Genomic DNA, 24,685 nt, shown 5'->3' with positions numbered 1-24,685 from the left:
CATTTGCTCGGGGTTCTATGCCCGAAGCCTTTCATTTTCAGGGTCCCAGAGCGGTTGGTCTGGTTGCACAACCGCCTTGCAGCGTTGACCATAAATCTCGACCTCTAACTCTGTACCGGGTTGAGCCTGATCGGCTTTCACCATGCCCAAAGCAATGGAGGAGTTCACGCGGTAACCCCACCCGCCCGAGGTTGTTTCGCCAACGATTTGATCGCCAGACCAGATGCAGGACATATAGGGCGCGTCACAGTCGCCCGCGTCGACCAGCAAGGTGACAAAGGACTTCTTCACCCCTTGTTGCTTTTCATTCTGAAGGGCCACCTTGCCCGGGAAATCCTGTGGTTTATCGAGCTTCACGAACCGCTCCAAACCACCTTCAAGCAACGAATAGTCGGTCGACAGGTCGCCCTTCCATGCGCGATAGCCCTTTTCAAGTCGCAGGCTGTTCAAAGCATACATGCCGAATGGTTTGGCTCCAGCTGCGATAATTGCCTCATAAATGGCGGGCATATGCTCGTTCAGAGCATGAACCTCCCAACCCAATTCACCGGCAAACGACACACGGATCAGATAGGCTGGCTGACCGGCAACTGTTGCGGATTGATGGGTCAACCAACCGGTCGACAGGTCGGCATCGGTCAAACCTGACAGAATATTGCGTGATTTGGGACCGGTTACGATCAACGTGTCGCGTGTGGTGGTCACGTCATCGATAGTGACGGATTTGGGCATCGCGCGTTCTAGGATGTCGCGATCATGCCATTGTGCGGTGGCCGCAGTGATCATCATGAACTCGTCGTCGCCGGTACGCACACAAGACATCTCGGTCAGGATGCGCCCGCGATCATCTGAGATATAGACAAGGTTCATGCGCCCTACTTTTGGCAAGCCACCGGTCACCAGACCACGCAGCGCCTCGGCAGCGCCGTCGCCTTTGACGATGAAGCGCGAGAACCCCGGAAGGTCCAGAACGCCACAATGATCCCGCACTGCTTCGCATTCTTCTTTGACCCTCTGCTCCCACGGACCAGAGCGGCCCCACGTATGCGTTGCCTCCAGTGAAGTATCGTCACCATCATTCGCGAACCAGTTGGCACGCTCCCAACCATTATAGGCACCCATCACGCCACCCGCGGCAACGACCTTGTCGTGCACTGGCGACAGTTTCTTGTCGCGCGCGGCGGGCCATTCGTGATGCGGGAAGTGCATGGCGTATTCGTTGCCATAAACCTCCATTCCCTTCTTCACGCAATAATCGTGATCGGTGTAATCGGTATAGCGACGCGGATCGACGGCCCACATGTCCCACTCGGTCGCGCCGTCGATTATCCACTCGGCCAGCACCTTCCCAGCCCCACCACCTTGCGCGATGCCGAAGGTGAAGACACATGCCTCGAATGCGTTTTTCACACCGGGCATCGGCCCGATCAGGGGCAACCCGTCGGGCGCATAGGGGATCGGGCCGTTGATCACACGGCTGATGCCCGAGGTTGCCATAAGCGGCACCCGCTCCATCGCATCGGTCACAATATCCTCGATCCGATCCAGATCGTCTGACCAAAGCTGGAAGCTGAAATCGTCTGGCATCGGATCAGCATCGGTGTCCCAGTGTGCCTTACAGTTCGGCTCATAAGGCCCAAGGTTGTAACCATGTTTTTCCTGCCGCAGGTAGTAGGACACATCCACATCGCGGACGAGCGGCAATTTGCGACCATCATTGGCCTTCGACCAATCCTCAACCTCAGGAATTTCTTCGGTCAGAAGGTATTGGTGGCTCATCACCATCATCGGCACGCTACGCCCGCCAAAAGGCTTGAACCACTCACCAACACGCTGCGCATAATACCCGGCTGCGTTCACCACATAGTCGCACGCAATGTCGCCTTTTTCGGTGTGCACGGTCCACGTCCCGTCGTCATGCTGAGTGACGCCCTCGGCAGGGCAGAACCGGATGATGCGGGCACCCATATCGCGGGCACCCTTGGCCAAGGCTTGGGTTAGCTGGGCGGGGTCAATGTCGCCGTCGGTCGGGTCGTACAGCACGCCCTCAAGATCATGGGTTTCAAGGAACGGATAGTTCTCCTTGGCCTCCTCAGGTGTCCACATTTCCATCGGGATGCCCTGATAGCGACCCATTGACATGGCGCGCTCGAACTCCTGCATCCGCTCCTTGGTATGTGCCAGCCGGATGGAACCTGACTGGTGATAATTCATTGGGTAGTCGACCTCATCCCCCAGCCGCGCATAAAGCTCAGTCGAGTAGCGCTGCATGTTCATGATCGCCCAAGAGGTCGAGAAAGTCGGTACGTTGCCCGCCGCGTGCCAGGTCGACCCCGCCGTCAGCTCGTTCTTTTCCAAAAGGACGCAATCGGTCCATCCCTTTTTCGCCAGATGATATAGCGACGAGGTGCCGACAACGCCGCCACCAATGATGACGACGCGGGCTTTTGTTGGGAAATCTGACATTGGGGTCTCCGTCTTTCAAAGAAGTTACTGCGCACTTTGCGGCAGGCCATCGGCAATTTCGTAGTAGTCACCTTTGTCAGCGACAAAGATGTGTTTTTCGAGGGTCAGGCCCGTTGGCCCGTCAATTGCGCCCAGCGCAAAACTGATGGTGCTTTCATCATGGGCCTTCCAAAATAGAAACGACCCGCAGGTTGGACAGCTTCCGCGTTTGGCTGTATCGCTAGCGGCATACCAGCTTACGTCGCCCTGAATGCTCAGATCGCCATCGTCCACGAAGGCCGAAGACCAGATACCGCCTGACTGCTTTCGGCACTGGCCGCAATGACACATTGAAACACCCTTTGGCTCCGCCGAAGTCTCAAATTGTATCGCACCACATAGACAACTTCCTTTAAGCATTGCGGCCTCCTTAGTAGACTGGCGGGGCGATGACCCAGATGGCAACCGCAGGCTCTTCATAGGGGTTTGCCCATTCATAAACGTCGTGCCTGATCCGAAAGCTGTCGCCCGTCTGGACCGTGAAGCGACGCCCACCGATGGTCAGGTCCAGCTTGCCTGAAACCATGTAACCGACCTCTTGCGTTGGGCGATGGGCGGGCGTTTGCATCTTCGAGTGTGGTTCAAACGTTGAATGCACCATCTCGAAGTCATCAGTCAGATCCGGGGACAGCAGTTCCTCGATCAGGCCCTCTTCGCCCGAGCCCATAGGGCGGCGGTCACCTGCGCGTACGACAAAGCCTTGCTCTTCGGCTGGGGCGGAGGAATGCCCGAATAAAAGCGACATTGGCACGTTCAGCGCCTGCGCAATCGCCCGCAGATCCGAGATCGAGGGATCCGACTTGTCCCGCTCGACCTGGCTTAACCATCCGACCGAGCGGTCGAGCCGTGCCGACAGGTCGGTCAGCGTTAACCCGCGCGACTTGCGCAATGCGCGGATGTCCACGCCCAAGCTGCTAGATGTTGCCGGATCGCTGTGCAGCATTCCTCGGTCTCCCCATCACACCCATTGAAATTGGTCGTGAAATTTTCATCATTTTTTTCACGATGGGGCAATTGCGTGATTCGATGCAAACAAAATCGCGACATGGGAAGGTCGCAAAAGACGGCCAGCCGGGGCCTGACTCCGGGTACTATCGTGCGAATGTCGCTTTGAGGATGGCGGCCATCTGAACAACGTCCTCTTGTGTGAACGCATCGGGCTGGTCACTGTCGATATCAAAAACCGCAATCACCTCGCCATCCGCATTGTGGACAGGCAAAACCAATTCGGACCGGGTTGAGGATGCACAAGCGATATGTCCAGGAAACGCGTCCACATCCGCGACCAACTGCGTCTCTCCCGTGCGGGCCGCTGCACCGCACACACCGCGTGAAAACGGGATTTGCAAGCAGCCATGCCCACCCTGATAAGGGCCGATCTTCAGAAGCTCGGGTTCAGTCACCCTATAAAAGCCGGTCCAATCAAACCGATCATCTGAATGATGCACCTCGCAGGCCACGGTCGCCATCAATGCAACGTCATCACGCTCACCATCAGTCAGTGATGCGATAACTTGTGACAGATCGCTGTAATCAACGCGCGCCATGAGATCTCCAATGCAAAAGGGCGCGGATAGATCGCGCCCCTTGGTCTATATGCTTTGATCTAAACGCGTTCAATTGCGATAGCAGTCCCTTCACCGCCACCGATGCAAATCGCTGCGATGCCACGTTTCAAATTACGTTTCTCCAGCGCATTCAGAAGCGTCACGATGATCCGCGCGCCAGACGCCCCAATGGGATGGCCCAACGCGCAGGCCCCACCATTTACGTTGACGATATCGCGCGACAATCCCATTTCATGCATGAAGGCCATCGGGACAACCGCGAACGCCTCGTTCACCTCCCAAAGATCGACGTCTTCCTTTGACCAACCCAACTTGCCCAGCAGCTTCTGAGCAGCGGGAACCGGCGCCGTGGTAAACAGGCCAGGCTCTTGTGCGTGACTTGCATGACCCAGGATTCTTGCACGGATGTTCAACCCTTTCTGGTTTGCGACCTTTTCTGAGGCAACAACAAGCGCCGCAGCACCGTCGGAAATAGAGGAACTGTTCGCAGGGGTCACCGTCCCATCCTTGCGAAACGCTGGTTTGAGCGTCGGTATTTTTTCCGGGCGAGCATTGCCGGGCTGCTCGTCCTCGCTCACCACCACCTCGCCCTTGCGGGTCTGAATGGTGACTGGCGCGATCTCTCGCTCAAAGGCACCCGCCTTTTGGGCCTCAAGCGCATTGGACAGCGATTTCAGCGCATATTCATCCTGAGCCTCACGGGTGAACTGATAACTTTCAGCGCAATCTTCGGCAAAAGTTCCCATCAGACGGCCTTTGTCATACGCATCCTCCAACCCGTCCAGGAACATATGATCAACCACAGAACCATGCCCGATGCGCGCGCCGCCCCGCATCTTCGGCAGCAAATAAGGTGCTTCGGTCATGCTTTCCATGCCGCCGGCAACCATGATGTCGGCACCACCCAACGCCACCTGATCAAAGGCCATCATCGTGGTTTTCATGCCGGACCCACACATTTTGTTTAGGGTCGTCGCCGGAACGCCCTTGCCCAGCCCCCCTGCAAACCCCGCCTGACGGGCGGGCGCCTGTCCCTGACCGGCAGGCAGAACGCAGCCCATCAAAAGCTCTTCTATGTCGTTGGCGTCGGCACCCGCATCTTCCAGAGCCGCCTTAATCGCAGCGCCTCCAAGCCCGGCTGCGGTAACCCCCGAGAATGCCCCTTGAAAACCTGCCATTGGTGTCCGTGCCGCACCCGCGATAACCACGTTCTTCATCGCATCCTCCATCCCATTAATGTCTACACACGCTTACCGAATGGTAACGATCTCCGTCTAGACTGTAGTTCTACGAACCGCTCGAAGGAGAAAAGCGTTGAACCTGACACATACAGACACCGCCGATACGCGTATCATCACTGTTGATGAAAACAGGATCGACGCGGCAATTGCGATCAGCTTCAAAGATCGTATGCGTGAGTTAACAGACAAAGGACCAGCCCGCATCGTCGTCGATATGGAGCAAGTGGATTTCATTGATTCAAGTGGGCTAGGCGCGATTGTCGCCGCGATGAAACAAGTCGGAGCCGACAAGAGTTTCGAACTGGCCAGCTTGTCGGGCACGGTCAAGAAAGTGTTCAAATTGACTCGCATGGATACCGTGTTCACAATCCACGCGAATGTAGACACCGCGCTGGGCGGCGGTCTTGCAAATGCCAGCTGAGCAGCTTTGCTTTATGGGGCGCGGGACAGACCTTCACCAAACGGCCATGACGCCGCACCGAAACGAAATGCGCCTCGTTTTCCCAGCCGATTCCCTTGCTGTGCGACGCGCATTGCAAGCATCAATGGCAGGATTGACGCATCTTGAACTGTCTCAGGATGACAAGGGCACTGTCGAACTCGTTTTGGCCGAAGTGTTAAACAATGTTGTTGAACACGCTTATGCCCAAAACGCCGCTGGCGTGATCGAACTTCAGGTCGAACGCAAAGATCAGATGCTGGAGGTCTCGGTCACGGACGAGGGTGTGCCGCTGCCCAATCATGCGCTGCCAACGTCAGGACAGCACGACCTTGAGGTGCCGGTAGACAATCTGCCCGAAGGTGGATTTGGCTGGTTTCTGATCAAAGAGCTGACACAGGATCTTCGATACTCTCGTAACGGCAGCCAAAACCGCTTGACCTTCATACTTCCGCTACAGGGGACACGGGTCAGTTAAGTTTCGACCGTATTCCCCAATCTACACCACAGTATGTTGGCAAATACGCCCCCTCCTCTTACGGTCCTACTAAGCAACCAAAGGGCCCGTCATGCGAGATTTCCAATTACCCGGGCGCTCGCCCGTAATCGCTACCAGCGGCGTCTGCGCAACATCACACCCGTTGGCCGCAAACGTTGCGTTGGACACTCTCAAGGCTGGGGGCAATGCGGTCGACGCAGCCCTTTCCGCGGCTTTTATGCTTGGAGTATGTGAACCGCAAATGACCGGCATTGGAGGCGATTGCTTTGCGTTGATCGATGTTCCAGATCGTCAAGACATCATCGCCCTAAATGGGTCCGGACGAGCGCCGTCGGCAATAGATGCGGAAAAATTGCGGGCCGATGGGCTGGATCATATCCCAGAGCGATCTGTACATGCGGTGACCATCCCGGGCGCGATCGATGCCTTCTGCATGCTGTCTAGTGACTGGGGCAAGCTCGCCTTGGAAGATGTCATACGGCCCGCCATCCATTACGCCGAAGAAGGTGTGCCCGTTGCCGCGCGAACAGCCCTTGACTGGAAGATCGCTGAGCGGGACGGGCACCTGTCTGGCGTGGCAAAAGAACATTACCTCCACGCGGGATCAGCCCCAAAGGAAGGGGACTTGTTCCGAGCCCCGAAGCAGGCCGAAGTTCTGCGAAAAATCTCAGACGAAGGCCGTTCGGGGTTTTATGAGGGCGCCGTCGCACACGACATGTTGCATAGTCTGCAAGCGCTCGGCGGAACACATACCGAAGCGGATTTCGCTGGCCCGCACGCATTCTACACCTCGCCAATTTCAGGAGATTACAAAGGCGTCGAACTGGTCGAACATCCACCGAATGGTCAGGGCGCTACCGCGATCCTGATGGCAAATATTTTATCTCATTTCGAGCTTGGTAACCTCGCCCCCTTTGGGGCGGATCGCATTCACCTTGAAGCGGAGGCTGCGAAGCTCGCCTATGATGCGCGCAATCGCATTATCGCCGACCCTGATGAAACACGCAGATTATCCCATATGCTGTCAATGAGCACCGCAGAAAAACTGGCATCCTTGATCAATCCACGTCAGGCTATGCCCTGCGCGACCTCCATCAGCGAGGCCGTGCACAAGGACACGGTCTACCTGACAGTGGTCGATAAAGACCGGATGTCGGTGTCGCTGATCTATTCGATTTTCCATTCATTCGGCTCGGGGTTGGCCTCCGACAAATATGGTATTCTGTTTCAAAATCGCGGCGCGGGCTTCAATCTGACCCAAGGCCACCCAAACGAAGCCCGTGGCGGCAAACAGCCGATGCATACTATCATCCCTGGAATGCTACGAGAAAAAGGACGCGTCACGATGCCCTTTGGCGTGATGGGAGGGGCGTACCAGCCCAACGGTCATGTCCGGTTCTTGTCGAACATGCTTGATTTCGGTCTGGATTCTCAAGCCGCAATTGATGCCCCACGCTCGTTCGCTGACGCGGGCAAGCTGAAACTGGAGCGACGGCACGACGACAAGGTTAAGGCTGAGTTGTCACGCATGGGGCACGACATTCTGACGCCCGAAATCCCCATAGGCGGCGCGCAAGCCATTCGGATTGACCACGACCGCGGCGTACTGATCGGCGCATCAGACCCACGCAAAGACGGGTGTGCCATAGGCTACTGACTGGCCGCTGAACGGCTCCAAATGGCAGCGTAGGCAGCAACTAGCCTTGCTGATTGGGATGGTCTGAATCAACCGGTTCCGCGACGGGCTCGGGTCTGAGTTTGTTCTTGAACTCGAAATAGAGGGTCCGAAGATGAAGCACGAGGATCAGTAATATCAGCGCAAACAGGATTGCCGCAATCGGTCGATCAATAAAGTCGAGCGGTGATTTGACCCGCGCCATCGCGCTGCGCAGCTTGACCTCCATGATGCCACCTAAGACCATCCCAAGGATAATTGGAACAATCGGTAAATCCAGCCGCTTGAGGACCAATCCAAATACACCGAACCCCGCAGCAATCGCACAGTCGGTGACCGAGTTGCGCAGGCTATAGACGCCAACGAAAGCAAGGATCAGGATCATGACACCCAAAAACCGGGTCGGGATTTGGATGATCTTCAAAAGCAAATTGGTCGAGAATAGTAGGAAAACCAGCACTATGACGTTCAGCAGGATCAGCGCCATGTAAAGCGCCATGACGAAATCCATCTGGTTCTCAAAAAGCTGAGGACCGGGAATGACATTATGCACGTAGAAAACCGAAAGCATCATCGCGGTCAACGCCTCGCCCGGGATACCAAGCGCCAGAAGCGGGATCATCGCGGCACCGGGCACGGCGTTGTTTGCTGCCTCGGACGCGACGAGCCCCTCGGGTGAGCCATCGCCAAACTTATCAGGGTCCTTGGATGTCTTCTGGGCGTAGGTGTATGATAGAAACTGCGATGTAAACTCGCCTGTTCCGGGCACCATCCCCATGATCACGCCAATACTTGAAGACACCGTCGCAATCCGCTTGATACCCAAAAGCTCTTTCAACCCGGTAAATATGTTGCCACCGACATGCGCATTGCCCGGGGCGTGGTTCTTTTCCAGCAACAGCAGCAACGCCTGACTGATCGCGAATAGCCCAAGAACCACCACGATCAGATCAACCCCAGAAGCCAACCAGCTTTGGTCGAATGTGAAGCGGCGCGTGTACTTGACCGGCTCCAACCCCACGGTGTTTAGGAACATGCCAAATGCGGCCAACATGCCCGCTGCAAAGATTTGTCCCCGGTGTGCCAGCACGACCAAGATAATACCTAAGAGCGCAGCCAGAAAAATTTCACGGCTACCGAAATGAGGGGCGATCAAGGCCAAGACGGGCGCAAGTACCATCAGGCAAATGATGGAAAAAACGCCTCCGAAAAACGAGGCCGAATACGCAAGCGAGAGCGCCCGATGCCCCTGACCGCGTTTGGTCATTGGGTAGCCATCATATGTGGTCAGTGCATTGACCGCAGTGCCCGGCGTGTTGATCAAGATCGCCGGAATCGCACCGCCATACATGGACGAGCCATATATTCCCAGCAGCAGTGTCAGCCCGACAATGGGTTCAAACGCAAAAGTCGCAGGAAGCAAGATGGCAATCGCGACAGCCGCGCCCACACCGGGTAAAGCGCCGATAATCACGCCGCCGATCGAGCCGATCAGCAAAGCGACAATGACCTGCCACTGAAGCAGTATCGAAAATCCAGAAAGAAGTGTTTCCATTTCGACCCTCAGAGGTACGTCAGCGCAAAAGCGCGGATGGTGTCGGGCAAATACTCATATATCGCCCCAGCGGGGATTTTGACCTGTAGGAATGCCCGAAAAATGATTGACACGCACACCCCGAAGAGGACGGCATAGGTGATCATCTGCGGGCTGCGAAACCCTGTGCGCAAAACCAGAAAGACGGCGAAAAGAACGGTCGCGGGCAGGTACCCCAACACGGGCACCAGTGTTACGTAGATCAAGAAGTACAGTACGTATTCGAATGATCTTAGCCAGAACGCCACTTCTTTCCAGCGACCGGGGATGCGCGGTGAAAGTGCCGAGCTTAGCCAGTGGAGTCCCCCAAAGATGACCATCGCCCAGATCGAGATCGTGGGCCACAGGTTGGGTTGCCCGAACCATTTGGTCCGCTTCACCACCTTTGTCTGTTCGCCAAGCTGGCTTAGCAAAAACAGCGCAAATGCAAGAAACAGAACAGCAAATACAATATCACCGGGACGGCGATATCGTTTGAACAGATCCTGAAGCGTCTTTGCAATCACGTTGCTGTCTCCGCACCGGGTCGAGCTGCGCAAATCCGAAGAGCTGCGCAGCTACGTGGTTTACTCGCCGAATATCTGCGCAATCACGCCGAAGGTCTGCTTGTCAGATTCAATCTGAGCATTCGCCGCATCAGGGTCCTGCCAATAGATCAGCGCCCCGGTCTCAGCGATCAGTTTCTGCGCTTTATCGCTCTGAAGGGCTTTCTGAGCAGCAGCACTGATTTTCTCGCGCGCATCTGCCGGCGTATCCTTGTGGACAAACAAGCCATTCCAAAGTGCCAAGTTTAACGATGGGTGAAGTTCTTGCACGGTGGGTGTATCTGGCGTCAACGCAATACGTTCGCTGCCAATGCTGGCCAGAACGTTTACGTCGTCCAGACAGGGCAGGATCAGTTGCAATGTCGTGTTGATGACATCCACGTCGCCTGAAGCCAGCGTATTACAGTCCAACGCATCGAATGCGGCCTCGCTTGCAAAATCAAACCCGGATTCGACCGCGGCGGCAAAAGTTACCTGCGTGGGCGGCAACACCGAACCGAAATGGCCCAGCGCGACATCGTTGTCTTTGCCATAGGCTGCAAGCTCTTCCCAGTTCGAGAAAGGCGCTGATTTGCTCGACGCGATGACGAATGGATAGGTCAGGAAAATGCCAATCGGCTCGAACGGGTTCGGATTAAGCTCGGCAATGCCAATCTCGGGCCCGATGACGGGCACACCCACCACGAAAGAGCCGATCGTGTAACCGTCAGCGGGCGCCGTGGCGACTTCGACCGCGCCTGGAAATGGTCCACCGCCGCCGCCGGGCTTGTTCACCACGGCAGCTGGTACGCCGTACATGGACTGAAATTCATCCGCGATGATGCGGGTCAGCACATCCTCCAGATCACCGGGCGGCCAAGGCACCACGAATGAGACCGGTTTTTCAGGATATTCCGCCAAAGCCACAGTGGCGCTAAGCGTTAAGGCCGCGGTTGCGGCAAGTATTTTTTTCATTTTTTCCTCCCAAAACTCGCAATTAGAATTGCTTGTCATGTGTATTATTGCGGTGTTAATTAATTTCTGTCAAGAACTGAGTGTCCCAACGCCGCAACCCGCGCACCGACGCGGGTTGCGGCTCACTTGATGGTCTGCGACTTGCGGGGCATCCGTCAATAGCCAGATGAAGCCCAGAAAATGGGCGCAAAAACGGGCTAGCTGCGCTTTGCCAGTAGGTTGGCCATCAGCCGGAAGGCGCCAGGCACCAGTTTCTCCATCTGATGGTGCAGTATCAATGCGCAATGGGTGTGGCGACCTAGACCGATATCAGCACTCAACAACGCGCCTTTGTGAGGGGCTTCGCCAGGATCAGCCATCTCTAGTAGCGGCGCGTAGACTACTGCCCAAGATTTGGCAAAATACAACCCCCGTTCCTTGTGCCAGCCTTGCCAATCCCGCTCGCTGATCTGGTTGGGATGGGTCAGAACCGGATGGTCCGAGAGCTGGGTCACGGCCGCATTTTCGTCCGTGACACGCCAACGCAACGAAGGTTGGCCAATTTCGATCATCTCGGGTGGGGTGGCTTCTTTGTCCCAGTTGTCCCAGGGCCGATGATACAAGGTCAGCAATGTGCCGCCCTCTTCAACCCAGGCGTGGAGTCTTGGCATTTGGGCTGCAAGCGAAGTCCGGAATTTCAGCGCAAAAATACCAATCACAATACTGTCGAACTCTGCCAAGCGCTCATCGGACATTAAGTCATCATCGCTCAGTTGTGTGACATTGAACCCCATGCGCTCAAGCCAATGATCCACCCGATCGCTGCCCCCACCGACATACCCGACATTCACATCAGGCAGGGCGACATCAATCACTTGAACTTTCACCTCGGCGGGCTGCACATATGCGCGCGGGGCGATATGGTCGTAGATTATGTCCTGCACCGTGAACGCTGGACTTTCATCGGATAGAACCGGCAGGCGATACGCCCCTTCTTTGACGCTCTGCGGCAGGCCTAATGTCGCGCCGCGCTGATGAGGTGTCACCTCCCAACCGGCTGGGGGATCCAGTTTGACTGCCGCCGCACCCGCACGCGACTGGTCGATCAACTGGACGTCAATCTGGCGACGACTGCTGGCAAGATTTAACACATCACCAAGCGGATCGACCTGCACCACTTCGTCAGGCACCACCACAGGTGGCACATCAAATGGAACGTATGATTGGCTTGTGACGCCATCGACCGTTACGGCCACTCCCAAACATGGCGCTGGTGGTTGATCCGGCCGGTAGGTGTCAACATAGGCATCCGACAAAGCTGCACCCTTAAGGCTCAGCGTCGATCCCAGTTCAGTCCAACCGTTGGGCAATAGAAGCCGGGTTGCGACAGCATCAGCTTGCCCTGCCCTGACTTCACGCGATACCAGAACCTCGTCAGTTGAATGCAGTTTGTCCTTGGACAAGGTCGCATAGGCTTGAACACCGGTAGCTATCCGAACAACCTGCGCCAGTTGCGCACGTTTTCGATCAAGTTTGTGAGCAAATTCAGCCCCGACAGATGCGCCAGCCAGTGCGGCGAAGGCGGAGGAGCACTCCTGCGCAACGACGATAGCGTTTGGGAACGCTGCCCTTGCTGCGTCGATATGGTCTTGTGCACGTCCAAGCCCAAGGTCACGAAGGTCATGTGGCAGGCCGGAGAACACCGTCTCGTCTGGTCCATCCACGTAGGTTTCGGCAAGATGTAGTGGCCAGTCACGCTCACTGCCTGCAGGCACCCAAACGCCCATCGCCTGTGTCTTGTGATAGGCCCGACTTTGTTGGCCAATTTGTTCGTAGGTCCAGCCAGTAACCGGGTCCACGCCATGCGCATCAAGCGTCAATGACGTGGGTGGTGGTGGCAGATCATCGTCATAGGCTTGCCCCGCGCCAGACCACGCCGGCAGGTAAAGCTTTTTGACCTGCCAGACCGGCAGATCACTTTGAGTGTAAGCGGGATCGCCCGCCAACTCGACCGCGATGTGGGCCGCTTCAGTCATCGCCCGGTGATGCCCGTGCTGTCCGGGGATATCCAGAAAGGTCGGGCAAATGATGTCTGGTCGTTCGGCTCGCAGGATGTCGACAAAACGTTTCAGCGTCCGTTCGCGGCCCCATTTGCCCATCGTCTCAACCCCGGACTTTGAGAAGCCGAAGTCGAAGATTGTGTCATCCGGCGACACCGACAACCAGTACATGCGCATATTGAGCACATCACAGGCGCGCTCCATCTCGGCGGTGCGCAAAACACCAAGAGCATTGGTCGCCTCGGTTCCGATGTCATTCTGACCGCCTTCGCCGCGGGTGGAACAAGCATAGCTTAGATCCACCCCATCGCGCAGGCCGAGAGCGGCAAGCATGGCGCTGGTCTCGTCGTCAGGGTGTGCACCAGTGTTCATGAAAGACACAACCGTCTGCAACCGAGACAGTGCCTTCCAAAGCTCTACAATACTGGGCTTCAGCAAATTGTTGGTGATGCGTGTCTGGTCAGTCAGCGGCATGGCAAGTCCTGTTCAGAGAATGGCAAGCTGCGGCGTGAAAGCGCGGTTCAGGATCAGCGATGCAGCCCCCTTCGTCGCGGTCATAGGCCCACAGGTGCCGCGTTGCAGGCGTGGCAGCGTATTGTCGGCCCGGTTCGAGACTGAAAGCGCGGGCAACGTGGTTTGTCTCACCAGATGGTCAAGGACAGTTTCCGGCATGGCCCCTCCCAAAACTACGGTTTGCGGGTCAAACATGTTCTCGATCAAGCCAACCGCCTGAGACAAGGCCGCCGCCCCGTTTTCAAGCCATTCCATCAAAACAGAGTCTGAGCTGGCAAAAAGCCGGTCGATCGCCTTCACATCCAAGATCGTCTCCGCCCCCATATGAGTTTGCAGAGCCACACGACTTAGCTGCCGCTCCAACGATGCTGGGCCGTTGGGCGTGTTGATTTGAACGTGCCCGATCTCTCCGGCATTGCCGTAAGCGCCGGTGATCAATTGGCCGTGATGGATCAGACCAAGTCCCAGGCCAGCCCCAAAATAGAGATAGGCAAAATTCGACAATCCACGGGCGATGCGTTCAGACATCGCCGCCGCATTTGCATCGTTGCTGAACTCCACCGGAACGCCTAGCGCGTCCTCGAACAATACTTGCGCGTCAAAATCCTGCCAGCCATCAAGGTCGCTTCCAAGCCCGGATAGCCCTGTATGGCCAAAGGGACCCGGTATTACCACGCCCGCACCCAAAAGTTTGCCAAGATCAATACCGGCGGTGCTCAGCATATCGTCACGCAGTTTGACCACCTTGGATACCAGCTTTTCGGGCTTGGTGTTCTTCAGCGCATGCCGGCGCGTCGCAGCGGGTTGGCCCTGTAAGTCGACAAGCGCGGCAAAGACGGCATCAGGTCTGATTTCGATGCCAAGCGCATAGCCACCTTGGGCATTCACCCCGTATTGAACAGCAGGCAATCCGCGTCCGGCAGACCGCGTGCCGACCTCGAACAAAAGCCCGTCGTCCTCCAACTCTGCGATAATGTTGCTGACCGCCTGCGTAGACAGACCAAGGGCGCGCGCAATCTCGGCACGACCCATTTGCCCTGCCGATTGAATGCGTCCCAACACGGCCTGTCGGTTCGACGTCCGCGCGCGCGCAGTCCCGTTGCCATGTATGGATTTTCCTGTCGCCATGCATAGGGATTAACTCAACTCACTTGATAACTCAAGTCACTTGAGTTAATAAGGGCTGGGTGGGACAAGGCCGCAAAGATGGCTGTGCCCGACTTTATGATCCAAATTCAGGGAGAATTTCGAGATGAAATCCAGCCTTCGCGCCCTTGCCCTTGCTGGCTTGACGGGCACCGCCGCACTGTTTTCCACAGCCGCCAATGCCGTTGAGATTGAGTACTGGCAGTACTTCTTCGATGCCCGTGTGGCTGCAATGGAGCAGCTGATCGAAGGGTTCGAAGCCGAGAACCCAGATATCACAGTTAAGATGACCCACTTCCCCTATGCGGACTATCGTACAAAGGTCGCCGCAGCGATTCCCGCAGGCGAAGGCCCGGATGTAGTTCAACTGTTTTACGGCTGGCTTAATGACTATATCGAAGCTGGGCTGATCCAACCGCTGCCTGCCGATGACTTCCCCGCTGCCAAAATTGATGCCGAGTTCTTCCCCATGGTTCAAGCCATGAAAGACGGCGACAACTACTGGGCCTTGCCGACAGCAGTACGTAGCTTAGCCCTGTTCTACAACAAACGTCTGTTTGACGAGGCAGGTGTCGAAACACCGCCCGCCACGCTGGACGAATTGGTGGAAACCGCCAAGAAACTGACCAAAATGGATGCCGCTGGGAACATAACCCAGGTTGGAATTACAGCCGGTATGAACGCGCAGGACCACCATTGGTGGCGTGAAGTTCTGGTGCGCCAGATGGGCGGAGAACCTTATCAGGATGACTATAAAACGGTGAACTACAACTCTGAGGCTGGCCAAAAAGCGCTCGATTTCTATGTCGGGCTTGCCAACGATCATAAGGTCACGGCGTTTGGCTTTATGGATGAACCGCAGGCCGCGTTTAAAGCCGGCCGGGCCGGAATGCACATCGACGGTTCATTCCGCATTGGGTCACTGAACAAGACCCGTGGATTGGAGTGGGGCGTGGCTGAACTGCCCGCCGGACCCGATGGCACCAAGTCGAACTATTCGTCCTATTGGGTGAATGCGATCACAACCAAGGCCGAAGGCGAAAAATACGACGCAGCGATCAAGTTCATGCAATACATCACCTCAGATGATGCGATGCAGATTTGGTTGGATGTCGTAGGTGAGCTGCCAGCCAAACCTTCTGTTGGACTGACCGAAGCAAACGCCAACAATGACGTGTTCGGCCCGTTCATCCGTGGTCTTGCATATGCCAACACCACCAAGTTTGTGAATGAAAGTGCACAGCGTCAGGTTCTGATGGACATGGTGTCGCGCATGGATATCGAGGGACAATCCTCGGCTGATGCCATCGCGACCGCGGCAACCGAGGAACAAAAGATCCTCGACGATCATCACAAGTAATCTCCCTCGTCAGCCCGGCGCCGATCGTGTTTCTGATCGGCACGGGCTGACCTTTTTCGAGCGTCAAAAATCAGATGAGCCTATATCGAAATCTGACCATTCGGCAAAAACAGATCGTCTGGGCATGGACGTTTCTTGCCATACCAGTGCTGTTTTATGGGGTGATCCGGTTCTATCCTACCGGCACTGCCTTCGTGATCTCGTTTCAAGATTGGAACTTGCTGGGCGAACGGACGTGGACCGGGTGGGACAACTACGTAACGCTTTGGAACGACCCAGTATTCTGGAAGGTCTTTCGCAATACTTTCGCCTATCTGCTGATCGGCACACCAGTGTCGCTCGTGCTGAGTTTCATTATTGCCTATCACCTCGACAAGCTCCGCTTCATGCACGGGTTTTTGCGCATGCTCTATTTCCTGCCATTCATGACATCCGCCGTTGCGATGGCATGGGTGTGGCGCTGGTTTTATCAGGGCGTCCCCATCGGGCTGTTCAATAACATCCTCGCCGGTTTCGGCATTGCTCAGATCGAGTTTCTGAATTCGACCACCAGCGCCCTTCCCGCCGTGCTTGCCCCTGCCATCTGGGCGGGGTTGGGTTTTCAGGTGATAATTTTCATGGCCGGCATTCGCGCCATTCCAGTCAGCTTCTATGAAGCGGCCAAGATCGACGGGGTCGGCTGGTGGACCGTGTTGACGCAAATTACGCTGCCGCTGTTGAAGCCCACCATGATCTTCATCGTTGTGTTCTCGTCCATCGGGTTCTTGCGAATATTTGACCATGTATTCAACATGACAACGAACAATCCTGGCGGGCCGTTGAACTCGACCAAACCGCTGGTCTTGATGATTTACGACACCGCATTCAACGGGTTCAACATGGGCTACGCGGCCGCTCAAACCGTGGTTCTGTTCTTGATTTTACTCGTCGTGTCCCTGATCCAACTGCGCCTGCTTCGGAGCGAATGAGATGACAGTAACCGACATCCGCCCCACTACGGCCGCTGTGTTAGAGGCCAAAGCCCCGGGCAAACCCCGCAACATGGGGCAGATCATCCGATGGCTGCTTCTGTTTCTTGGCGGCATACTGATGATCATGCCGATTGCCTACATGATCTCGACATCACTGAAATGGCCGCACGAAGTTTATAACGTCAACCTGATCCCCAACGAGCCGACGATTGAGAACTACACCTATGTGCTTGAGGATGGGCGGTTCTATGGCTGGTTCATCAATTCGATTATCATTGCGACAATCACCACAATTGCGAACCTCTTCTTTGACAGTCTCGTGGGCTACACGCTGTGCAAATTCCGCTTTCCGGGACGTCAGATCGTTTTCATCGCGATCCTTTCAACGTTGATGATCCCGACCGAGATGCTGGTGATCCCGTGGTATTTGATGAGCCAATCCTTCGGCTGGCTCGACAGCTACTGGGGTATCATGTTCCCCGGCTTGATGACGGCATTTGGCACGTTTCTGATGAAGCAGTTCTTTGAAAGCGTGCCCGACGATTTCATCGAAGCCGCCCGCATCGATGGGTTGAACGAGCTACAAATCTGGTGGACCGTCGCGATGCCCTTGGTCAAACCCGCACTAGCCGCCCTTGCAATCTTCGTCTTCCTTGGAAACTGGACCGCATTCCTGTGGCCCCTTATCGTCACCAACTCGGTCGAAATGTACACGATCCCCGTCGGCTTGTCCGGCTTCGGTGATGAAGCGGATGTCGCGTGGGAACTGATCATGACGGGTGCTGCAATCTCGACCATCCCGACCTTGGTTGTCTTTCTTATCTTCCAGCGCTTCATCATTCGGGGCGTTGTTATGGCGGGGCTCAAAGGATGAGTGACACGTCGAAATTCCCCGATCCAACCTACAAAGATACCGTGCTTGCGCCACTATTTGAGGGTGTAAAGACCCATTACGCCCATCACATGGCAGCAATCAACAAGGCACATTTGGTGATGCTGGGTGAAACGGGCGTGCTGACGCCCGCCCAATCGGCAAAGATCGCTCATGCCCTCAAGAGCATTGACCAAGAAACCGATATTGATGCGTTGGAATACACAGGGGAGTTCGAGGACTATTTTTTTGTCGTCGAGGCCGCCCTTAAGGGCAGGCTTGGTGATCTTGGCGGAATGCTACACACCGCCCGGTCGCGCAACGACATGGACCACACGTTGTTCAAGCTGGCCCTGCGCAGCAGAACAGCGTTGATGCTTGGTCAGCTTGAAACCCTCTGCTCTGCCCTGATCAAGAAGGCGCAGGCCGAGGCCAATACGTTGATCGTCGCCTACACTCACGGCCAGCCCGCCCAACCAACAACCTTCGGGCATTATCTATCAGCGATGATCGAGGTGCTTTTGCGGGATATGGAACGGCTGAATGCGGCAGCCGACGGCCTTGAACACTGCCCGATGGGGGCCGCAGCCATCACCACATCAGGGTTCCCGATTGATCGCAATCGCATGGCCGCTTTGTTGGGTTTTGAAAGCCCGCTGCAAAACTCATATGGCTGCATCGCATCTGTAGACTATGTCACCGGCCTATACTCTGCGATGAAACTCGTCTTTCTGCATCTGGGTCGCGTCATTCAAGACATGGGGATCTGGGCGAGTTTCGAGGTCGGACAGCTTTATGTGCCAAACTCGCTTGTGCAGATCAGCTCAATCATGCCCCAAAAACGCAATCCGGTGCCGATTGAGCATCTGCGCCACCTATCATCCGTCACGGTCGGACGATGCGACACAATCGTGAACACCATGCACAATACGCCGTTCACCGACATGAACGACAGCGAAGGTGAAGTACAACAAGCTGGCTATGCTGCATTCACGTCCGGCGGGCGTGTGTTGGAACTGATGACGGCGTTCCTACCTGCGTGCTCAATCAATTCCGAGAACGTGAAACGCATCACGGACGCTGCCTGCATCACAATAACTGAACTTGCGGACACATTGGTTCGCGACGAGGGCGTGACATTTCGACAAGCGCACGAGGTCGCTGCCACCACGGCGCGAGAAGTCATCTCAGCAAGAAAGCCTCTGACTCAAGGATACGCTGAGTGCGCGAAGGCCTTTAATGCTGAAATTGGGCGCAACCTGTCGATGTCTGAAGCACAGTTTGCCATCGCGACCTCGGCCGAGCATTTCGTCGCAGTGCGCGATCGCTTTGGGGGACCAGCACCTGCGGCACTGGACGGCGCGCTCATGACATATAGTGCCCAATTGGATGACCTCATCAAAGCCTCGGCGCATCGTGTATCCCGCCACAAGGACGCCGAAGGGCGTCTTGCTTCTGCCTTTAATTCCCTGCTGGAGTCCTGAACCCTATGGCCAATCTCTCATTGCAGAACCTGACCAAAAGCTACGGCGCAACCGAAGTGCTACACGGCATCAGCTTGGACGTGGCAGACGGTGAGTTCGTCGTATTCGTGGGCCCTTCTGGCTGCGGAAAGTCCACGACACTGCGAATGATCGCAGGCCTTGAGGAAGTTACCTCGGGCGAAGTTATGATCGGGGACCGCGTCGTCAATAACCTTGAACCCAAAGAGCGTGATATCGCGATGGTGTTTCAGAACTACGCCATCTATCCGCATATGTCGGTCAAGAAAAACATCGCGTTCGGCCTGCGATCCTCGAGCTTATCGAAACCCGAGAAAGAGGCGCGTATTCAAGAAGTTGCCGAAATTCTGGGAATGACGGCGCTTCTGGATCGTAAACCCAGCGCATTGTCTGGCGGTCAACGCCAGCGTGTCGCCATCGGACGGGCCATGGTCCGCGATCCCGCCGTTTTCCTGTTCGACGAACCTTTGTCGAACCTAGACGCTCAGCTTCGGACGCAGATGCGGTTAGAGATCAAGAAGCTGCACCAACGTGTTGGCAACACCATCATCTTCGTTACCCATGATCAGGTCGAAGCGATGACAATGGCTGATCGCATCGTCATCATGAAAGACGGCCATATCCAACAAGTTGGCACCCCCGCCGAGGTTTATCACCGACCCGCCAATGCGTTCGTCGCGCAATTCATCGGCGCACCGTCGATGAATATGCTCCCCGGGACGCTGAATGGCGAAGGCGTGCAATTGAGCGACGGGCGCCTACTCAAAACACCTCATACCAGCACCGCGCCGCGTGCGGTACAAGTTGGAGTACGGCCCGACGACCTGACATTGGGCACCACAGCACCGATCATCGCTGGAACTGTATCGGTGTTGGAACCGCTGGGGGCCGAAACATTGCTATATGTCGACACCCCGTCGGGAGAGATCATTGCCAAGGCATCGGGAAGGACACCTCCTGCAGTCGGGGACGAAGTGACTTTGTCGGCTGATCCGGATGACCTACATATTTTTGATGCGACTACAGAAATGGCGCTGCGGTGACGCCGGGGGTGATGTCCTCTGATGCCATCCTATGCGCGGGGCGGCTTTATTGTGATCTGGTATTCACCGGCGCACCCAATCTGCCTGTGGTCGGAACCGAAACTTTCTGCGACGGGCTTTCCCTGCATGCGGGTGGTGGTGCGTTTATCACCGCGGCGGCGTTCAGCGCGCTTGGGTGGCAGACATCGCTTTTAGCGACACTGCCAGCGGCACCGTTTGACACGATCGTCGCGAGGGACATCGATAGGTTCCAGATTGACGTCTCCCGCTGCTCGAGCGCCCCGGCGGGCGCCTCACCACAGTTAACCGTTGCGATCACCAACAATGATGATCGCGCGTTTCTAAGCCATAAAGCGGGCCCCGCGTTACCGAACCACGGCCAGTTGGGCGGCGACTTTCGCCACCTGCATATCGGTGAACTGCGCAGCTTGGTGGAACACCCCGATCTTATTGCTCAAGCAAAACAAGCTGGCGCGACGGTCTCGGTCGATTGCAGTTGGGACAACGCACTTTTGGATCAGGGCTCGGCCATGGCCGAATTGTTATCGCAGGTCGACGTTTTCCTGCCCAACACATTGGAGTATGGCCGTCTGGCATGCTCGGGACTACGCGACACAGCAGGACCTCTGATCGTCGTGAAATGTGGGGCCGAAGGGGCGCGGGCGTACCATGGCGGAGCTTGGATCGCTGAACCTGCGGTTCCCACAGCAGCCATCGACACGACAGGGGCCGGAGACGCATTTAACGGCGGCTTCCTGTCCGCTTGGCTTCACGGCCAACCGGTAGAGGCCTGCCTGAAACAGGGCAACGCCTGTGGCAGCGCAGCAGTGGAACATCCGGGGGGCACGGGCGGTCTCTCATCGTTGTCCGCAACGCTAGCCGAAGACAGAGTCAATGCCGGGTAACGGCTGGTCTAACCGGCGGTATGCAGTCGCGACCGCGAGGCGATCAGCTGCGCTTCGGCAGACTGACGCACGATCTCGGCGATGCGTTGATATTGATGCGCTAGTGGACTGGTTCGACGCCAGACCATACCCACGGTCCGCTTGGGCTGCGGATCGGCAAATCGGGCAACCGAAACAGCTGCCGATCGTGTTTCCACGCCAACCGCCATTTCTGGGATCAACGTCACGCCAATCCCAGCCCCCACCATTTGCACCAATGTCGACAATGACGTCCCTTCCAGTGTTTCGCGGGGCAGGTTTGAGGGGATATTGCAGAAAGACAATGCCTGGTCGCGAAAGCAATGACCCTCTTCCAGCAATAGCAACCGCATTTCGCGCAGCCCGTCGCGATCAGGAACCGGCGCATTCCGATCATGTGCCGGACGCACCAAAACGAAGTCCTCGTCGAACAGGGCAATCTCGGTCAGAGACGGTTCCGACACTGGAAGAGCCAGAATGGCGGTGTCGATCCTCCCCTCAGACAATTCCTTAAGCAGATTTGGCGTCATGCTTTCGCGAATATTGATCTCGGCCCCAGCGAAGCTAAGCGACAAGTGCCGCACAAGAGTCGGCAGCAAGTAGGGCGCGATTGTCGGAATGACGCCGACGCGCAACTGCCCGACATTGTGGTCTTTAGCGGCCCGCGCCAGTTCTGAAAGCTCATCGACAGAGCGCAAAATATCCTGCGCGCGCGTCAGAAATTCATGCCCCAACGCGGTCAAACGCACCTGACGTGGCATCCGTTCAAACAGCGAAAACCCCAACATCTCTTCAAGTTCTTTGATCTGCACAGACAGTGCGGGCTGGGACACTGAACACGCGGCTGCCGCCCGCCCGAAATGCCCATTCTGCGCCAATGCGTCGAAGTATCGGAGCTGTTTGAGAGTCACATTCATCATAATCTGAAATTATCACAAAGATTTGGTAATACAATTTCTCCCTATCATAAATTCGCGCTAACTTAGACGCAACGGTCAAACATGCCGCCACACCAGCCGGTGCCGTGGCAATAAATGGGAGAAAAAAGATGGATGGAAATAGCGTTGGAAAATGCCCAGTTGCACATGGTGCGACAAACGTCAGCATGCGTTCAAACAAAGACTGGTGGCCCAACCAGCTGAACCTTAGGATTTTGCACCAAAACTCGGCCAAATCTGACCCAATGGGACAAGATTTCGATTATGCCGAGGCGTTCAAATCTGTTGATTATGATGCGCTGAAAGCTGATCTGACGGCACTGATGACGGACAGTCAGGACTGGTGGCCCGCCGACTATGGTCACTATGGCGGCTTTTTCATTCGGATGGCCTGGCACTCGGCAGGAACGTATCGCACGGCCGATGGTCGTGGCGGGGCAGGTACGGGGCAGCAACGTTTTGCGCCCCTGAATTCGTGGCCGGACAATGGGAACCTCGACAAGGCCCGTCGACTATTGTGGCCAATCAAACAGAAATACGGCGACAACATCTCGTGGGCGGACCTGTTCATCCTTGCGGGCAACGTCGCGATTGAATCGATGGGAGGTCGCACTTTCGGCTTCTCGGGCGGACGTGCAGATGTGTGGGAGCCGGAAGAAGACGTCTATTGGGGGGCCGAAACAGAATGGCTTGCCCCGGACAACAACCCCAACAGCCGCTATTCTGGTGAACGCGATCTGACAAACCCCCTGGCCGCGGTGCAAATGGGTCTGATCTATGTGAACCCCGAAGGTCCGGATGGACAGCCAGACATTCTGGCGTCTGGCCGCGATATCCGCGATACCTTTGCCCGCATGGCGATGGATGACGAAGAAACGGTTGCCCTTGTCGCCGGTGGCCACACGTTTGGCAAAGCGCACGGGGCCGGTGATCCGGGCCTTGTTGGTCCAGAGCCGGAGGCCGCTCCCATTGAGGAAATGGGCTTGGGCTGGATCAACAAGCTGGGCTCGGGTTCGGGCGACGACACCACGACCAGCGGGATCGAGGGCGCATGGACCGCCAACCCAACTCAATGGGACAACGGGTATTTCGATCTGCTGTTCGGGTACGATTGGAACCTGACCAAGTCGCCATCTGGCGCGTGGATTTGGGAGCCGGTCGGCGTGACAGAAGAGGACATGGCCCCGCAGGCTCATGATCCGTCGAAGAAGGTTCCGACCATGATGACCACCGCCGATATGGCGATGCGTATGGACCCGATCTATGGCCCAATCTCGAAGCGCTTCCACGAAAACCCAGAAGAACTGGCCGAGGCGTTTGCTCGCGCATGGTTCAAGCTGACCCACCGCGATATGGGGCCAAAGTCTCGCTATGTCGGGCCAGAGGTTCCTGATGAAGACCTGATCTGGCAAGACCCAATCCCAGTATCCGAGACCAAACTGTCCGATGCGGACGTCACCGATCTTAAAGCTGCGATCTTGGCGTCAGGCCTGTCTGTCTCGGAGTTGGTTAGGACGGCTTGGGCGTCTGCCTCGACGTTCCGCGGTTCGGACATGCGGGGCGGAGCCAACGGCGCGCGCCTACGTTTGGCCCCAATGAACGGCTGGGAAGTCAATGAACCTGAGGCGTTGGCGAGCACACTAGAAACGCTCGAAGCCGTACGGTCTGCATTCAGCAAACCCGTATCTATGGCTGACACGATTGTCATCGGCGGCGCTGCAGCTGTCGAGGCCGCCGCCAAAGCCGCAGGTCATGACATCAAGGTTGATTGCAGCTTAGGTCGCGGCGACGCTTCCGCAGAACAAACCGAAGAACATAGCATCGGACATCTGGAACCAGCAGCAGATGGGTTCCGCAACTGGCAAAAAACCGACTACACAATCTCACCTGAGGAGTTGTTGATCGATAAGGCCCAGTTGCTGACTCTCACCGCGCCGGAGATGACCGTTTTAGTCGGCGGACTGCGTGCGCTGGGCGCCAATCACGGCGGTTCTGCACACGGGGTTTTGACGGAACGCGAAGGTCAACTGACCAACGACTTCTTTGTGAACCTGCTGGACATGGGCATCAAGTGGGCGGACAACGGCGACGGCACCTATTCGGGTCAAGATCGCTCCAGCGGGGCCGAGAAATGGACCGCAACGCGCGTTGATCTGGTCTTTGGTTCAAACTCGCAATTACGCGCAATTTCAGAGGTTTACGGCCAAACCGATGCAAGCGGAAAGTTTGTGGAAGACTTCGTGGCTGCATGGAACAAAGTCATGAACGCGGATCGGTTTGATCTAAGCTGACAGACATACAAGACAAGATGATCTGCGGCGCCTCGGTCTTCGGGGCGCCGTTTTTCTTAGGTCGTTTC

Annotated in this window: 21 protein-coding genes; 10 read left to right on the top strand and 11 right to left on the bottom strand. The window is 56.3% G+C overall.

Translation table 11 applies throughout. The features are described from left to right. Nucleotides 1-15 precede the first annotated feature (15 nt). From V6N04_RS14345 to V6N04_RS14325, 5 genes are all read right to left on the bottom strand, one after another. Nucleotides 16-2,466, bottom strand: coding sequence for a GcvT family protein (locus V6N04_RS14345; RefSeq protein ID WP_371170880.1), 2,451 nt, complete (start codon nucleotides 2,464-2,466; stop codon nucleotides 16-18). 24 nt (nucleotides 2,467-2,490) lie between these two features. After that, complete coding sequence (locus V6N04_RS14340; RefSeq protein WP_371170879.1) at nucleotides 2,491-2,865, bottom strand: GFA family protein; 375 nt, start codon at nucleotides 2,863-2,865, stop codon at nucleotides 2,491-2,493. 10 nt (nucleotides 2,866-2,875) lie between these two features. Beyond that, the gene (locus tag V6N04_RS14335; protein ID WP_371170878.1) at nucleotides 2,876-3,448 is read right to left on the bottom strand and encodes a helix-turn-helix domain-containing protein; all 573 of its coding nucleotides are present in this window, start codon (nucleotides 3,446-3,448) and stop codon (nucleotides 2,876-2,878) included. 148 nt (nucleotides 3,449-3,596) lie between these two features. After that, on the bottom strand, nucleotides 3,597-4,052 hold the full coding sequence (locus tag V6N04_RS14330) for a GAF domain-containing protein (protein ID WP_371170877.1): 456 nt from the start codon (nucleotides 4,050-4,052) through the stop codon (nucleotides 3,597-3,599). A gap of 59 nt (nucleotides 4,053-4,111) precedes the next feature. Further along, on the bottom strand, nucleotides 4,112-5,290 hold the full coding sequence (locus tag V6N04_RS14325; RefSeq protein WP_371170876.1) for a thiolase family protein: 1,179 nt from the start codon (nucleotides 5,288-5,290) through the stop codon (nucleotides 4,112-4,114). 97 nt (nucleotides 5,291-5,387) lie between these two features. Between V6N04_RS14325 and V6N04_RS14320 the strand changes: the two genes are divergently transcribed. The 3 genes from V6N04_RS14320 to V6N04_RS14310 all read left to right on the top strand — a co-directional run bounded on the left by V6N04_RS14320 (nucleotide 5,388) and on the right by V6N04_RS14310 (nucleotide 7,909). Next, nucleotides 5,388-5,735: an STAS domain-containing protein gene (locus tag V6N04_RS14320; RefSeq protein ID WP_371170875.1), complete on the top strand. Its 348-nt coding sequence runs from the start codon at nucleotides 5,388-5,390 to the stop codon at nucleotides 5,733-5,735. After that, a complete protein-coding gene (locus tag V6N04_RS14315; RefSeq protein WP_371170874.1) occupies nucleotides 5,725-6,231 on the top strand; it encodes an ATP-binding protein in 507 nt (168 codons plus the stop codon). The genes V6N04_RS14320 and V6N04_RS14315 overlap by 11 nt, the downstream gene beginning before the upstream one ends. Before the next feature lie 91 nt (nucleotides 6,232-6,322). After that, on the top strand, nucleotides 6,323-7,909 hold the full coding sequence (locus V6N04_RS14310) for a gamma-glutamyltransferase family protein (protein ID WP_371170873.1): 1,587 nt from the start codon (nucleotides 6,323-6,325) through the stop codon (nucleotides 7,907-7,909). A 40-nt stretch (nucleotides 7,910-7,949) separates the two neighbouring features. On the opposite strand, the gene V6N04_RS14305 is transcribed toward V6N04_RS14310, so the two are convergent. The 5 genes from V6N04_RS14305 to V6N04_RS14285 all read right to left on the bottom strand — a co-directional run bounded on the left by V6N04_RS14305 (nucleotide 7,950) and on the right by V6N04_RS14285 (nucleotide 14,700). Next, nucleotides 7,950-9,482, bottom strand: a complete 1,533-nt coding sequence (locus tag V6N04_RS14305) for a tripartite tricarboxylate transporter permease (protein ID WP_371170872.1) — start codon at nucleotides 9,480-9,482, stop codon at nucleotides 7,950-7,952. An 8-nt stretch (nucleotides 9,483-9,490) separates the two neighbouring features. Further along, a complete protein-coding gene (locus tag V6N04_RS14300) occupies nucleotides 9,491-10,027 on the bottom strand; it encodes a tripartite tricarboxylate transporter TctB family protein (protein WP_371170871.1) in 537 nt (178 codons plus the stop codon). A 60-nt stretch (nucleotides 10,028-10,087) separates the two neighbouring features. Next, a complete protein-coding gene (locus tag V6N04_RS14295; RefSeq protein ID WP_371170870.1) occupies nucleotides 10,088-11,020 on the bottom strand; it encodes a tripartite tricarboxylate transporter substrate binding protein in 933 nt (310 codons plus the stop codon). A gap of 197 nt (nucleotides 11,021-11,217) precedes the next feature. Beyond that, the gene (locus V6N04_RS14290) at nucleotides 11,218-13,533 is read right to left on the bottom strand and encodes a PIG-L family deacetylase (protein ID WP_371170869.1); all 2,316 of its coding nucleotides are present in this window, start codon (nucleotides 13,531-13,533) and stop codon (nucleotides 11,218-11,220) included. A gap of 12 nt (nucleotides 13,534-13,545) precedes the next feature. Next, entirely contained in the window at nucleotides 13,546-14,700 is a 1,155-nt protein-coding gene (locus V6N04_RS14285) for an ROK family transcriptional regulator (protein WP_371170868.1), read from the bottom strand. 124 nt (nucleotides 14,701-14,824) lie between these two features. On the opposite strand from V6N04_RS14285, the gene V6N04_RS14280 reads away from it, so the two are divergent. The 6 genes from V6N04_RS14280 to V6N04_RS14255 all read left to right on the top strand — a co-directional run bounded on the left by V6N04_RS14280 (nucleotide 14,825) and on the right by V6N04_RS14255 (nucleotide 21,370). Beyond that, a complete protein-coding gene (locus V6N04_RS14280; RefSeq protein WP_371170867.1) occupies nucleotides 14,825-16,078 on the top strand; it encodes an extracellular solute-binding protein in 1,254 nt (417 codons plus the stop codon). Nucleotides 16,079-16,152: 74 nt separating this feature from the next. Next, nucleotides 16,153-17,046 carry a carbohydrate ABC transporter permease gene (locus V6N04_RS14275; protein ID WP_371170866.1) on the top strand — a complete coding sequence of 298 codons (894 nt, stop codon included), beginning with the start codon at nucleotides 16,153-16,155 and terminating at the stop codon, nucleotides 17,044-17,046. Nucleotide 17,047: 1 nt separating this feature from the next. Beyond that, the gene (locus V6N04_RS14270) at nucleotides 17,048-17,923 is read left to right on the top strand and encodes a carbohydrate ABC transporter permease (RefSeq protein WP_371170865.1); all 876 of its coding nucleotides are present in this window, start codon (nucleotides 17,048-17,050) and stop codon (nucleotides 17,921-17,923) included. After that, the gene (gene argH, locus V6N04_RS14265; RefSeq protein WP_371170864.1) at nucleotides 17,920-19,404 is read left to right on the top strand and encodes an argininosuccinate lyase; all 1,485 of its coding nucleotides are present in this window, start codon (nucleotides 17,920-17,922) and stop codon (nucleotides 19,402-19,404) included. Before V6N04_RS14270 ends, argH begins: the two co-directional genes overlap by 4 nt. A gap of 5 nt (nucleotides 19,405-19,409) precedes the next feature. Further along, nucleotides 19,410-20,465, top strand: coding sequence for an ABC transporter ATP-binding protein (locus V6N04_RS14260; RefSeq protein WP_371170863.1), 1,056 nt, complete (start codon nucleotides 19,410-19,412; stop codon nucleotides 20,463-20,465). Between the two features lie 11 nt (nucleotides 20,466-20,476). After that, entirely contained in the window at nucleotides 20,477-21,370 is an 894-nt protein-coding gene (locus V6N04_RS14255; protein ID WP_371170862.1) for a carbohydrate kinase family protein, read from the top strand. Between the two features lie 8 nt (nucleotides 21,371-21,378). Here the strand turns inward: V6N04_RS14255 and V6N04_RS14250 are convergent, their stop codons facing one another. After that, complete coding sequence (locus V6N04_RS14250; protein ID WP_371170861.1) at nucleotides 21,379-22,308, bottom strand: hydrogen peroxide-inducible genes activator; 930 nt, start codon at nucleotides 22,306-22,308, stop codon at nucleotides 21,379-21,381. Nucleotides 22,309-22,436: 128 nt separating this feature from the next. Here V6N04_RS14250 and katG point away from each other — a divergent pair, with 128 nt between their 5' ends. Continuing rightward, nucleotides 22,437-24,617, top strand: a complete 2,181-nt coding sequence (katG, locus tag V6N04_RS14245) for a catalase/peroxidase HPI (RefSeq protein ID WP_371170860.1) — start codon at nucleotides 22,437-22,439, stop codon at nucleotides 24,615-24,617. Nucleotides 24,618-24,685: the final 68 nt, after the last annotated feature.

This window comes from Aliiroseovarius conchicola (genome assembly GCF_041403445.1).
In the GTDB taxonomy this organism is placed as follows: Bacteria; Pseudomonadota; Alphaproteobacteria; order Rhodobacterales; family Rhodobacteraceae; genus Aliiroseovarius; species Aliiroseovarius conchicola.
Note: the sequence above shows the minus strand (reverse complement) of the source record. Positions and strands in the feature narration are given on the sequence as shown.

Bases quoted from the DNA above. Each gene is read 5' to 3' on its own strand.
- V6N04_RS14345 (WP_371170880.1), bottom strand. From the start codon at position 2,466: ATGTCAGATTTCCCAACAAAAGCCCGCGTCGTCATCATTGGTGGCGGC.
- V6N04_RS14340 (WP_371170879.1), bottom strand. From the start codon at position 2,865: ATGCTTAAAGGAAGTTGTCTATGTGGTGCGATACAATTTGAGACTTCG.
- V6N04_RS14335 (WP_371170878.1), bottom strand. From the start codon at position 3,448: ATGCTGCACAGCGATCCGGCAACATCTAGCAGCTTGGGCGTGGACATC.
- V6N04_RS14330 (WP_371170877.1), bottom strand. From the start codon at position 4,052: ATGGCGCGCGTTGATTACAGCGATCTGTCACAAGTTATCGCATCACTG.
- V6N04_RS14325 (WP_371170876.1), bottom strand. From the start codon at position 5,290: ATGAAGAACGTGGTTATCGCGGGTGCGGCACGGACACCAATGGCAGGT.
- V6N04_RS14315 (WP_371170874.1), top strand. From the start codon at position 5,725: ATGCCAGCTGAGCAGCTTTGCTTTATGGGGCGCGGGACAGACCTTCAC.
- V6N04_RS14310 (WP_371170873.1), top strand. From the start codon at position 6,323: ATGCGAGATTTCCAATTACCCGGGCGCTCGCCCGTAATCGCTACCAGC.
- V6N04_RS14305 (WP_371170872.1), bottom strand. From the start codon at position 9,482: ATGGAAACACTTCTTTCTGGATTTTCGATACTGCTTCAGTGGCAGGTC.
- V6N04_RS14295 (WP_371170870.1), bottom strand. From the start codon at position 11,020: ATGAAAAAAATACTTGCCGCAACCGCGGCCTTAACGCTTAGCGCCACT.
- V6N04_RS14290 (WP_371170869.1), bottom strand. From the start codon at position 13,533: ATGCCGCTGACTGACCAGACACGCATCACCAACAATTTGCTGAAGCCC.
- V6N04_RS14285 (WP_371170868.1), bottom strand. From the start codon at position 14,700: ATGGCGACAGGAAAATCCATACATGGCAACGGGACTGCGCGCGCGCGG.
- V6N04_RS14280 (WP_371170867.1), top strand. From the start codon at position 14,825: ATGAAATCCAGCCTTCGCGCCCTTGCCCTTGCTGGCTTGACGGGCACC.
- V6N04_RS14275 (WP_371170866.1), top strand. From the start codon at position 16,153: ATGAGCCTATATCGAAATCTGACCATTCGGCAAAAACAGATCGTCTGG.
- V6N04_RS14270 (WP_371170865.1), top strand. From the start codon at position 17,048: ATGACAGTAACCGACATCCGCCCCACTACGGCCGCTGTGTTAGAGGCC.
- argH (WP_371170864.1), top strand. From the start codon at position 17,920: ATGAGTGACACGTCGAAATTCCCCGATCCAACCTACAAAGATACCGTG.
- V6N04_RS14260 (WP_371170863.1), top strand. From the start codon at position 19,410: ATGGCCAATCTCTCATTGCAGAACCTGACCAAAAGCTACGGCGCAACC.
- V6N04_RS14255 (WP_371170862.1), top strand. From the start codon at position 20,477: ATGTCCTCTGATGCCATCCTATGCGCGGGGCGGCTTTATTGTGATCTG.
- V6N04_RS14250 (WP_371170861.1), bottom strand. From the start codon at position 22,308: ATGATGAATGTGACTCTCAAACAGCTCCGATACTTCGACGCATTGGCG.
- katG (WP_371170860.1), top strand. From the start codon at position 22,437: ATGGATGGAAATAGCGTTGGAAAATGCCCAGTTGCACATGGTGCGACA.